The organism is Pseudomonadota bacterium (genome assembly GCA_030860485.1).
GTDB lineage: Bacteria > Pseudomonadota > Gammaproteobacteria > JACCXJ01 > JACCXJ01 > JACCXJ01.
The window spans coordinates 1-11,388 of the sequence record JALZID010000326.1 but is presented as its reverse complement, the minus strand read 5'-3'; the positions used below and the strand labels follow the sequence as shown (position 1 = coordinate 11,388).

Here is an 11,388-nt window from a genome sequence, read left to right as displayed (position 1 = left end):
TGGCGAACAACGTTACATCCCAGCCACGGGCGACGAGCCCTTCGGTGATGTTGCTCGCCACCGTTTCCCAGGCGCCGTATTGCCGAGGAGGCGTTCGCCACGCTATCGGCGACAGGAGAGCCACTCTTTTGTCGCGCTTTGTCATGCTATTCGACGGTATTTCCGTCTAGGAGCATAGGAAGTATAAACCATCGTTGGCGCTTACCCGAGCCAGGAATATTTCAAGAGCCGTTTCAAATCCTCCAGGACGCCGAAGGCGTCGAACCCGGGCGCATAGCGCAATATCACCCGTACCTCGGGATCGAGGACATACAGCCCCGGCCCGGCAGCGAAGGGGCCCTCCCATTTCCCATCGACGCGAAGGGCTCCCTCGGCGTACAGGGCGAGCGTGCCGGGAAAGTCTTCCATCACCCGCCGCAATGTGGGCGCGGTGCCGGTCGCGAAGAGCGCCACGGCGTGTTGTAGCCGCTCCTGGTTCGCACCCAGCAGCAGATGGATACGGGTCAGCGTGTCGATGTCGGTGCGGCATTCGGGACCGCAATCCCCGATGACGCGGAGCAGGGTCCACCGGCCTTGCCATGCCCGTGGGGAGAACGGCTCGCCCGTGAGGGTCGTAAAGAGCGGGTCGGCGAGCGGCTGGGGTGGCTCGACCAGGTCGCCGTGGTGCACGCGGCCCTCGGGCGCCCACTCGGGGTGCAAATACAGCACGAATGCGCCGACGACCGGCAGGAGCGTGAGCACGGCCATGCAGAGGAGCGGCCTCAACCCGCGCGGGCGTGGTCTCGCCAGCGGCCCCATCCGCCGCTCAGGCGCTCGGGCGCCGACGCGACCGCCATAGCGCGAGATAGGCGCAGACGGTCACCCCGGCGAGCAGAAACCACTGGCCGGCATAGGACAGGTGCCGGTGGTGCCGGTCCTGCAATCGCGGCCACTCGCGCACGAACCCACCGGGCGCGCCCGGATCCAGGAGCATGACATAGGGTTCCACCGAGAGCCCGGTGCTGCGTGCGAAGTAGCCGAGGTCGAGATACGCCCAGCGACGCCCCCATTCGGGCCCCGGCCGCGACAGCCGATCGATCGCGAAGCGCGGCGCGGGTGGGCGATCGAGGACGCCGCGGAGCTCGATCTCGCCCGCCGGCGCCTCGATAGCGGGCAGGTGCCCGCGGTCCGGCCCTATCGGCACCCAGCCCCGATTGACGAGGATCCGACGTCCCGAAGGGGCGAGCCGCAAAGGCGTGATCACGTGGTAGCCCGCGCGGCCGTGGTCGGTCTGGTTGTCGATGAAGAGTTGCTCCAGGGGTTCGAAGCTGCCGCGCAAGGTGGCCCTGCGAAACCGGAGCTCGTCCGCAGACCCGACGGGCGTCTCGAAGGTGATGGCCGGGAGCCGCGCGCGCGCGGCGGCAGCGGACGACAGGGCCTCCTTTTCTGCGGCCCGCCCGATCTGCCAGAAACCGAGCCGCGCGAACAGCACCGCGAGGCACAGGGCAGCGATGCCGAGACCGATCTCGGCGCTCCACCTCGCTTTCCGACCCACTCGCCTCGAAGCCCGCAGCCAACTGTTGCTAGATTAGCATGAGAACCCGGAGGCCGGGATGGTGGGGCTCGCCATCCCCTTCGGGGTGTTCCGCGATCTACTGGATCGGCCCATGGCCGGGACCGGACAGGGTGCCTATGACTGGATGGTGAGTGGTATCGGCGCATCGCGGGGCTTCCGGGGCCAGCGCGTCGCGAGCCCACCGAGCGGCTGCGGGCGCGCATGGAGGACTCGGTGCGGGAGACCGATCCAGGTGCGGCGAGCGGGGCCGAGGCGGTGCTGAGCCCGAACGAGATGCAGGCGCTCAGGGAGCTCGCCGCGGGCCTGCCGGAGCGCTTCCCGCCCATCGTCGATGCCGAGGGACGACCCGCGCCCGCCGACATCGAGTTCGGTTTTCTCAAGGGCCGTCTGGTACTTCCCGTTGTGGGGAGGCAATCCCAAGATGCGCCGTAGGCCAGTATCGTGGGATACTTTCCGGGGTTCGCACCCGCGGCCTGCGGTCGAGGGACTTCACGTGAACAAGGGAGATGCGGGCTCGATGGACCCCGGCGCCGGGCATTGAACTTTGTAAGGCGTCCAAGGTAAGATAGGCGAATACTAATTCGCCGTGATGACACCTTCAAGGCTAAATCCACTATATTGCGCGCTACTACCATCCTGACGAATCCGCCTTTGGCATGTATTCTAGTCCCTCTTGTCATGTGCTTCCCTTCCTTTGACTGTAACCAATGACAGACCCACCGTGCTACGAAGTGAACGACTACAAATCACTGGTGTTCATGGAGAACGCCAGGGGGAGCGCAGTATGATACTGCGCGTGAGTGAACGACCCGCTATTGCGCAGGACGTCAATAGCTGGCCGGTTTATCTATCCAAAATCAGGAGGCAATCGTATGAATAATACCAAGGGCTTTTTGTTGGCCACCGCTGCTGCGGCATTATTCGTGAGCAATCCCATACTTGCGCAAGACGTCCACCCCGTAGCCGAAGGAAAGGTTAAATGCGGCGGCGTCAACGCATGCAAAGGCAAAGCGGAGTGTAATACCGCAGCCGATGCGAACAGCTGCAAAGGCAAGAACGCGTGCGCCGGACAAGGTTGGATATCGCTGACCAAGGAGGAGTGTACGGCCAAGGGCGGTAAGGTGGTCGAATAAGGACGGAAAAACCACGAACAAGGCGGGGTGGTTCCACCCCGCCTTGTTCTGCCCATAGGCACGTCGAATAAATTATTCCTCGCGCTTGGCTTTGGACTCGGCTTGCGCGAGCACCATCACGAAGTCATTCTCGCCAGCCGGTCCGCCGGTCGAATAGTTCGAGATCGGGGGGCCGGCAGGACACAGGCGCCGCTAGCGCCGTAAGGCGTTCGCCACCATGAGGAGCCCGAAGCCGCCCAGCACCCATACGCCGAACGGGGCCTCGGCGAGCATGGTCTGATCCGGCACGCCGAAGAGCAGCGCGGCGGCGACGATGAAGGCCGCGCCCAGGATGGCGTACACGCCGCGCTTGCCGGCCGCGCGAACCTCGCGGCGGATATCGTGGAACGCCTGTGCCTCGACATGAAACCTGAGATCGCCGTGTTTGGCCTGGTCGAGCAGATCGATCACGGCCCCGGGTATTCCGGGGAGGCGCTCGGCCCACATCGGCACGCCGTCCCGACCGGCGCGTACCAGCCTCCGGAGCCCCACGCGCTCGCCCATCCAGCGTTCCAGCGCCGGCCGCGCGATCTGCCACAGGTCGATCTCCGGGTACAACTGGCGGGCTACGCCCTCGATGTTGACGAGCGTCTTCTGCAGGAGCAGCAACTGGGGGAGGATCACCATGTGAAAACGCTGCGCGGTCTGGAACAGGCGCAACAACAGATGCCCGAAGGACACGTCGGTGATGGGGCGCTCGAACATCGGCTCGCACACGCTGCGGATGGCGAACTCGAAGTCGTCGACGCGGGTGCCGGCCGGCACCCAACCGGATTCCACGTGCAGCTCCGCCACACGTCGGTAATCGCGCTTCAGGAACGCTAGGAAGTTGTTGGCGAGATAACGCTGATCGAACTCGGACAGAGAGCCCATGATCCCGAAATCGACCGGCACGATCTTGGGCGGGCCGGCACCCTGCGGCGGGATCACGAAGAGATTGCCGGCGTGCATGTCGGCGTGGAAATAGCGGTCGCGGAACACCGCCGCGAAGAACACCTGCACGGCTGCCTCGGCCAGGCGTCTCAGGTCCACCCCGGCCTGGCGCAGGGCTTCGACGTTGTCGATGGAGATCCCGGTGACGCGCTCCATAACGAGCACGGTGTTCTTGGTCAGATCCCATTCGATGCGCGGCACGTAGACCTCTTCGGCGCCCTCGAAATTGCGCCGGAGCTGCGAGCAATTGGCGGCCTCGCGGACCAGATCCAGCTCGTCGAAGATGACCTTCTCGTATTCCGCGACGATGCGGGTGGGTTTGAGCCGGCGCCCCTCCGCCCAGTAACGCTCGGCGAGCGAGGCAAGGATGTACAAGAGGCCGAGGTCGCGCCCGATGATCTTCTTGATCCCGGGCCGCACCACCTTGACCACGACGTGGCGCCCGTCCCGGAGCCGCGCGGCGTGGACCTGGGCGATGGATGCCGAGGCCAGCGGTGCCTCGTCGAATTCCGCGAATACCTCCGCGGGCGGCCGCCCGTAGGCGCGCTCGACGATGGCGTGCGCCTCCGCGCCTGGAAAGGGTGCGACATGGTCCCGGAGCTTGGCGAGCTCGAGCGCGAGGTCGTCGTCGGCGAGGAGGTCCTGGCGGGTCGAGAGCAGCTGGCCGAACTTGACGAAGACCGGGCCCAAGTCCTCCAGGGCATGGCGGATGCGCTCGGCACGCGGCGCGTTCGGGGCCCGCACCCAGTTCCACGGGAGCAGATATAGCACGAAGCGCATGGGCCTCAAGAGGTGGGTCTCGAGGATGATCTCGTCCAGCCGGTGGCGGATGAGCACCCGCTGTATCCCGACGACGCGCAGCGCCTGACCGAAGGTGATCATGAGGAGAGGCTGCTCAGTCGCGCCCGAGCGCTCGCGCGATGCGTTGGAGGCGCGCCTCCAGGCGTTCCACATCGCTGCGCAGCGCGTCGACGGCATCCACGAACTCGGCGATCTCGCGCGTCTCGGCCAGGATCGCGGCCTCGTTTCGCAGGTACTCCACGGTGTCCTGCGCGAGCGTGTGGCGCGCCTCTTCGGCCCAGCCGGATACATCGCGCACGACGTTCCCGAGCTGATGGGCGGCGATGTCGCCCAGATATTGGGACAGCAGCTCTTCCCAGTCGATGTCGAAGGACGCGAGCATCGACTGCAGGTGGCGGCCGAGCTGAAGATCGCCGATGATCTCGACCTCGCCGCTGAACCCCGCCGTCTGTTCCCCGCGCGCCATGCGCAAGAGCGCGAGCGGCGTCCCGCGGACGCGCACGTGGATATCGCCCGTATAGGCGTCGAGCAGCTCGAAACGATGCTCACCGGGCGCGAAGTAAACGGTCTGACCGACACCCAGGAGCTCGACGGCGATGACCTTTCCGGCCATCGCGCGCGCCGCCTCGAGGGCGCGCGGGTCGAGGGCGAGAAGGCGTGCCGACAGCCGCTCGATCACGGACAAGAGCATGGGCACGGGACCGGCCATCGATCCACCCGCTCTTCAGAGCTTGTAGGCCCGGTGTACCGCGGCGATCCCGCCGCTCAGGTTATGGTAGGCGGCCATCTCGAAGCCGGCCTCTTCCATCATGCTCATGAGCGCCGCCTGGTCGGGGTGGCGGCGGATGGATTCGACCAGATACCGATAGCTCGCGCGGTCACCCGCGACGATCTGGCCCAGGAGGGGGATGACATTGAAGGAATAGACATCGTAAAGGCGCTGCAGGAGCGGCATCACGGCCCGCGAGAACTCCAGGATCACGAGCCGCCCCCCGTGGCGCAGCACGCGGTGCATGGATCGCAGCGCACGGGGCTTGTCGCTCACGTTCCGAAGCCCGAAGGCGATCAGGAGCAGATCGAAGCTGCCATCGGCGAACGGCAGGGCCTCCCCGTCCGCGAAAGCGTAGGCGACGTTGCCGGCGATGCCCCGGTCGATCAGGCGATCGCGCCCGAGCCTGAGCATGGCGGCGTTGACGTCGGTCAACACCACGTATCCCCGGGGACCGACCCGGTCCACGAGACGCGCCGTCATGTCACCGGTACCGCCGGCGATATCGAGCACCCGCTCACCGCACCTCGGCCGTGCCAGGGCCACGGCGAAGGCCTTCCAGATGCGGTGCACGCCCCCCGACATGAGGTCGTTCATGAGGTCATAGCGGAACGCCACCGAGGTGAAGACCTCGCCCACCCGGCGCGCCTTGTCCGAGATCGGGACCGCGCGAAAGCCGAAGTCCGTGGTCTCGCTCACAAAGTAGCAGGGGCGATGCGCGCGTAGCCGAGCTTCTCGAGCGCGGCGAGGTATTCCGCCCAGTAGCGCTCGCAGTGGGCGCCGAGGTCGTACAGATAATCCCAGGCATAGAGGCCGGTGTTATGGCCGTCGTCGAAGGTGAGCCGTACGGCGTACTGCCCCACGGGCTCGATCCTGGTGATGTTGACGGCTTCCTTGCCGGTCGGTACCACCCACTCGCCGCCGTGACCCTGCACCTCGGCGGACGGCGAGCGTACCCGCAGGAGCTCGCAGGGCAGCTCGAATTGCTGGCCGTCGTCGAAGGTGAGCTCCAGGACGTGCGATCTCCGGTGCAACTTGATCTCGGTCGGGATCATAGGATATAGCGGGCCAGGTCCTCGTCCTCGGCAAGCGCCCCGAGCTGGGCATCGACATAGGCGGCATCGACCGTGAGCGCCGTGACCTCGCCGCTGCCGGCCGCGAACGACACCGATTCCAGCAGGCGTTCGAGCACGGTGTGCAGGCGCCGGGCGCCGATGTTCTCGGCGCGCTCATTGACCTGCCAGGCGACCTCGGCCAGGCGCGCGATCCCCGATTCCGCGAACCTGAGGCCCACCCCCTCGGTCTCCATGAGCGCCGTGTATTGCTCGGTCAAGGAGGCGTCGGGCTCGGTCAGGATGCGCACGAAGTCGCCGACCGTGAGGGCATCGAGCTCGACCCGGATCGGGAGCCGCCCCTGTAGCTCCGGGATCAGGTCCGAAGGCTTGGAGAGATGAAACGCCCCCGAGGCGATGAAGAGGATGTGATCGGTCTTGATCACACCGTACTTGGTCGAGACGGTGCAGCCCTCGACCAGCGGCAGGAGGTCGCGCTGCACGCCCTCGCGCGAGACATCCGGGCCGCCGTATTCGGAGCGCCGCGCGACCTTGTCGATCTCGTCCAGGAACACGATGCCGTGCTGCTCGGCGCGATCCACCGCCCGGGTCTTGATGTCCTCCTCGTTGATGAGCTTCAAGGCCTCTTCTTCCGCCAGGAGCTTCTGTGCCTCCTTGACGCGCAGCTTGCGGGTGCGGGTACGGCCGCTGCCGAGGTTCTGGAACATGGACTGGAGCTGCTGGGTCATCTCCTCCATGCCGGGCGGGGCCATGATCTCGACGCCGATCCGCGGGGCGGAGACCTCGGCCTCGATCTCGCGATCGGCGAGCCTGCCGTCCTTGAGCATCTCTCGGAAGCGCTCGCGGGTCGCGGAGCCGCCCTCGTCATGGACGACGCCCATGCGCGCGGCCGGGAGCAGGATGTCGAGCACGCGCTCCTCGGCGGCCGCCTGGGCCTGGGCGCGCACCCGCGACATGGCCTCCTCGCGCGTCATCTTGACGGCGATGTCGCCGAGATCGCGGATGATGGACTCGACGTCGCGGCCCACGTACCCGATCTCGGTGAACTTGGTGGCCTCCACCTTGAGGAAGGGCGCCTCGGCGAGCTTCGCGAGGCGGCGCGCGATCTCGGTCTTGCCGACCCCGGTCGGGCCGATCATCAATATATTCTTTGGTGTGATCTCGTTGCGGAGATCCGCGCGCACCTGCAGCCGGCGCCAGCGGTTGCGGAGCGCGATGGCGACGGCGCGTTTGGCGGCGTCCTGACCGATGATGTGTTTGTCGAGCTCGCGGACGATCTCGGCGGGCGTGAACGCGCTCATGGGATGCCTAGCGGACCGGCGAGGCCTCGGCCTCCATCTCCTCGATGGTGAGGTTGGCGTTGGTGTAGATGCAGATGTCCGCGGCGATGCGGAGCGCCGTCTCCACGACGGCGCGCGCCGGCAACTCGGTGTGCAGGCAGAGCGCCCGCGCCGCGGCCTGTGCGAAGGGGCCGCCCGAGCCGATGGCCAGGACCTCACCCTCGGGCTCGATCACATCCCCGGTGCCGGAGATGATGAGCGAGGCGCCCCGATCCGCCACCGCGAGCAGGGCCTCCAACCGCCTCAAGGCCCGATCGGTGCGCCAATCCTTGGCCAGCTCGACCGCCGAGCGCTTGAGGTTGCCCTGGTGCTTGTCGAGCTTGGCCTCGAAGCGCTCGAAGAGCGTGAAGGCATCCGCGGTACCGCCCGCGAAGCCGGCCAGGATCTGATCGCCGCGCATGCGCCTGACCTTGCAGGCGTTGCCTTTCATGACCGTGTTGCCCAACGACACCTGCCCGTCCCCGCCCATGACCACCCGCCCAGCGCGCCTGACCGAGAGGATGGTGGTGCCTTCGAAATGGATGGGAGAGTGCACCGTCATGGGTGGAAAGTGTACACCAGGAAACCGCGCCGGGGCCGCAGGCGGCCCGGGAGGCGCCGCACCGGGCACCAGGGGGTCATGCGGCCGGGCCTCGGTCGGGTCAGCGTGATTTACCGCTCTTCGATGCCTTCCATGAGCCGTAAGCGGAAGCCGTACAAGAGGCTCCCATCATGAATCGGACCTCGTCCACGTAGCCCTGCTCCGCTTCTCATCGAAGGCTTTTATCGCGATACCCTGGAGATGCTTCAGAAGATCGCGAGAAGCTCAGCTCAGATGGGCGCTGCCGAGAGCCGATTCCAGCAAGGCAGCGGCACATCAGAACTGGCCTCTTCGAGTACAGGCTACTACGGCGTTCCTGAGCTGCTCACTGGGGTTGCCGTCTAAACGCCGCTTGAGAAACAGGGGTATCATGATAAACTCAGCCTGACAGGCCATTCAACGCGGACCCGCCGAGGTCAGTGGCAGCGTCAAGTGCGGTGGCTTCGGTGCGCAGTGTGCCGGCGCGGGCCGTGGTGTTTCTTGCCGGCGGGCCGGTCAATTCCAGCGTTAGGCAGCGCCATACGGAGAGACTCGATGGGAGGCATTGCAGAAGCCATGGCGGCCTACGCGCAACCGCTGCTTGATCAAACTGACGGCTCGACGCAGCAAATGAACAGCGCGTTCGTGCTTAGTCAGCTCTGTTGGAATCTCGCGTTGTTGCCGGAGCAAGGGCGTGACGAGGCCATCGCCAAGATGCGGTCGACCCTGCAGATGGATGACGACCAGTTTGAGACGTTTCGGCGTTCCGTCGTCGTCCCGATGATCCAGCGTCACCAGGAGATGTTCCCGCGCATGCACCGGCTGGGTTCGATGGAACCTTCCAGAGGGGCACCCGCGCCCCAAACGCGCCGGACAACGTCGGCGCGTGCTGAAAAGTTCCCGGGGACCGGGCACAATGCGCCGTGTCCCTGTAACAGTGGGCGAAAGTACAAGCTGTGTTGCGGACGATGACCCCATCACGGTTGTGGCTATGTCCCGTCGAGAGACCAAATATGGAACGCACGCCGGTTCCGGAATCAGGAACGGCGGCTCAGTCGGCCAGCCGAGTTTCTGCTTGGTCAGGCGCACCTCGTCGACGCCCAGCGGCGAACCGTGCGCCTCGAAGCTATCGCGCTTGTTGGGGGAGCCGTAGCCGATGTGGGTGCGCACCAGGATCAGCGACGGCCGCGCCGTTTCCGCGCGCGCGGTCCGCAGTGCGGCAGTCGATCGCGGCGAGGTCCTTGCCGTCCACGACCGACACGGTGTGCTAGCCATAGGCTTCGAAGCTAGTAAGTTGGCACTACGCGTTCGACCATCCCCGGGCAGAGGAGCGGAAAGCAGGTTAGCCAAACGCCGGCCACCCCGAAGCCGATACTGGTAGATCGGCTCGCAGGTCGGCAGTCACGCGTTCTCCTTGGCGGCGCCGGCGAGCGCCGCGCTCTTGCCGGCGATGCGCTCCAGCAATTCCTTCCAGGACTTCACGAAGGCCTGCGCTCCGTCGCGCTGCAACTGGAGCGCGAGCGCGTCGACGTCGATCCCGGCCCCGGCCTGCGCGAAGTGCGCCAGCACCGCTTCGGCATCGCCGCCGTCGGTCGCCATCGCGCCCCTGAGCGCGCCGTGCTCGACATAGGCGCGCAGCGTCTTCTCGGGCATGGTGTCGATGGTGTCCGGCGCGGCGAGGGCTTCGACATACAAGGTGTCGGGGGCCTGCGGATCCTTCGTTCCGGTGCTGGCCCAGAGCAGGCGCTGCGGGCGCGCACCGGCGGCGGCGAGCCGGCGCCAGCGCGGCGAGGACAGCAGCTCCCGATAGGCGCGGTAGGTACGCTGGCCGATCGCGATACCGAGCCGGTTGCGCAATCCCGCGGGCACCTTGTCGCTCACCGCCTTGTCCCAGCGGCTGACGAACAGCGAGGCGACCGACCCGATCTGCGGATCGAGCCAGGCGGCGATGCGTCGTTCGATGCCGCGCAGATAGGCCTCGGCGGCGGCGAGATACTGCTCGCGCGAGAACAGCAGGGTAACGTTGATCGGCACGCCGGAGAAGATCGATTCCTCGATTGCGGGTATCCCTTCCGGCGTACCCGGGATCTTGACGAACAGATTCGGTCGATCCGCCTGCGCATGGATCTGCGCGGCCGCCGCGATGCTGCCCGCCGTGTCCTGCGCCAACAGCGGCGACACTTCCATCGAAACCCAACCGTCGACCCTGTCGGTGGAGTCGAAGATCGACCGGAACAGGTCGGCGGCGCGGCGCAGGTCTTCCAGCGCCAGTTCCATGAACAACGCTTCGCCGGATTTACCAGCGCCCGCCTTTTCGCGGATACCTTCGTCGTAGGCGCCGCTGTTGCCGATCGCCTCGTCGAAGATCGTCGGGTTCGACGTCAGGCCGGTCACCGAGAACTCCTCGATGTAGCGGCACAGGCTGGCGTCCTCGAGCATCTTGCGGGTGATGTTGTCTAGCCATAGGCTCTGGCCGAGATCGCGCAGCTGCTCGGTCTTGTTCATGCCTGCTCCTGGGGAGATGTGCTGCGGGTCGTGGCCGCGGCGCGCACCGGCGCGACGGCGGGGAAATGCAACAGGTCCAAATCGAGCAAAAACACCACCTGGGCTGGAGTCAGCACGACGCCTGGCATCGTGATCAACGACGAGGAATGGCACGATCCGAGGCCCGAGGAGACCTGCGGCAGCCGATGGTCCCCAGCTACCGGGCTCGTACTCGTGCACCGGCTCGGCGTCGCTGAGCACCGGGTCGATCACCCGCCACGCCGCTTCCACGCTGTCGTCGCGCGTGAAGAGCGAGGGATCGCTTCGGATCGCGTCGCGCAGCAGGCGCTCGTACGGCAATTTCTTGCTGCGCGGCTCATGGCGGGCGATCAGCTCCACCGGCTCGCCACGCATTTCCTCGCCGGGCTGCTTGACCCGTGCGCCCGCCGAGATGATGACCTCGGGACTGAGCCGGAAGCGGAAATAGTTCGGGTGCATTTCCCACTTTGCGTAACGCTGATCCCGCAGAATCCTAGGGATTTGCAGGGGGTAGGGGATCGACGAAGCCTCCAAAAGAAGCCTCCAAAACTCGGAATAATCACGGTTGGGAAACCATGTGACCACCGAGAGAGGAGGCTTCGATGACTCATAGTATCGATGAAGCAAGGCGCGGCGTCGAGCAATCGTGGAGCGGCGTGCGGG

12 protein-coding genes and 2 pseudogenes are annotated in these 11,388 nt (G+C 66.1%); 3 read left to right on the top strand and 11 right to left on the bottom strand.

What is annotated here, in order from left to right:
* Positions 1-201 precede the first annotated feature (201 nt).
* Complete coding sequence (locus M3461_20640) at positions 202-765, bottom strand: hypothetical protein (protein MDQ3776582.1); 564 nt, start codon at positions 763-765, stop codon at positions 202-204.
* 40 nt (positions 766-805) lie between these two features.
* A complete protein-coding gene (locus M3461_20635; protein ID MDQ3776581.1) occupies positions 806-1,534 on the bottom strand; it encodes an SURF1 family protein in 729 nt (242 codons plus the stop codon).
* A gap of 222 nt (positions 1,535-1,756) precedes the next feature.
* Between M3461_20635 and M3461_20630 the strand changes: the two genes are divergently transcribed.
* Both M3461_20630 and M3461_20625 read left to right on the top strand, forming a co-directional pair.
* On the top strand, positions 1,757-1,987 hold the full coding sequence (locus tag M3461_20630; protein ID MDQ3776580.1) for a hypothetical protein: 231 nt from the start codon (positions 1,757-1,759) through the stop codon (positions 1,985-1,987).
* A 440-nt stretch (positions 1,988-2,427) separates the two neighbouring features.
* Positions 2,428-2,688, top strand: a complete 261-nt coding sequence (locus M3461_20625) for a hypothetical protein (GenBank protein MDQ3776579.1) — start codon at positions 2,428-2,430, stop codon at positions 2,686-2,688.
* Between the two features lie 192 nt (positions 2,689-2,880).
* Here M3461_20625 and ubiB read toward each other — a convergent pair whose 3' ends face one another.
* The 6 genes from ubiB to hslV are packed head-to-tail and all read right to left on the bottom strand — an operon-like array spanning position 2,881 to position 8,112.
* Complete coding sequence (gene ubiB, locus M3461_20620; GenBank protein ID MDQ3776578.1) at positions 2,881-4,542, bottom strand: ubiquinone biosynthesis regulatory protein kinase UbiB; 1,662 nt, start codon at positions 4,540-4,542, stop codon at positions 2,881-2,883.
* A gap of 13 nt (positions 4,543-4,555) precedes the next feature.
* Entirely contained in the window at positions 4,556-5,170 is a 615-nt protein-coding gene (locus tag M3461_20615) for an SCP2 sterol-binding domain-containing protein (protein ID MDQ3776577.1), read from the bottom strand.
* 15 nt (positions 5,171-5,185) lie between these two features.
* The gene (locus M3461_20610; GenBank protein MDQ3776576.1) at positions 5,186-5,929 is read right to left on the bottom strand and encodes a class I SAM-dependent methyltransferase; all 744 of its coding nucleotides are present in this window, start codon (positions 5,927-5,929) and stop codon (positions 5,186-5,188) included.
* Complete coding sequence (locus M3461_20605; protein ID MDQ3776575.1) at positions 5,926-6,285, bottom strand: DUF971 domain-containing protein; 360 nt, start codon at positions 6,283-6,285, stop codon at positions 5,926-5,928. The genes M3461_20610 and M3461_20605 overlap by 4 nt, the downstream gene beginning before the upstream one ends.
* Positions 6,282-7,604: an ATP-dependent protease ATPase subunit HslU gene (gene hslU, locus M3461_20600; GenBank protein MDQ3776574.1), complete on the bottom strand. Its 1,323-nt coding sequence runs from the start codon at positions 7,602-7,604 to the stop codon at positions 6,282-6,284. The genes M3461_20605 and hslU overlap by 4 nt, the downstream gene beginning before the upstream one ends.
* A 7-nt stretch (positions 7,605-7,611) precedes the next feature.
* Positions 7,612-8,112 carry an ATP-dependent protease subunit HslV gene (gene hslV / locus M3461_20595; protein MDQ3776573.1) on the bottom strand — a complete coding sequence of 167 codons (501 nt, stop codon included), beginning with the start codon at positions 8,110-8,112 and terminating at the stop codon, positions 7,612-7,614.
* A 645-nt stretch (positions 8,113-8,757) separates the two neighbouring features.
* Between hslV and M3461_20590 the strand changes: the two genes are divergently transcribed.
* Positions 8,758-9,174, top strand: a complete 417-nt coding sequence (locus M3461_20590; GenBank protein ID MDQ3776572.1) for an SEC-C metal-binding domain-containing protein — start codon at positions 8,758-8,760, stop codon at positions 9,172-9,174.
* A 51-nt stretch (positions 9,175-9,225) separates the two neighbouring features.
* Here the strand turns inward: M3461_20590 and M3461_20585 are convergent.
* From M3461_20585 to M3461_20575, 3 genes and pseudogenes are all read right to left on the bottom strand, one after another.
* Positions 9,226-9,487 (bottom strand): annotated as a pseudogene (locus M3461_20585) (transketolase).
* A gap of 116 nt (positions 9,488-9,603) precedes the next feature.
* On the bottom strand, positions 9,604-10,707 hold the full coding sequence (gene tal / locus M3461_20580; protein ID MDQ3776571.1) for a transaldolase: 1,104 nt from the start codon (positions 10,705-10,707) through the stop codon (positions 9,604-9,606).
* 225 nt (positions 10,708-10,932) lie between these two features.
* Positions 10,933-11,184: pseudogene (locus M3461_20575) on the bottom strand (glucose-6-phosphate dehydrogenase).
* Between the last annotated feature and the right edge of the window lie 204 nt (positions 11,185-11,388).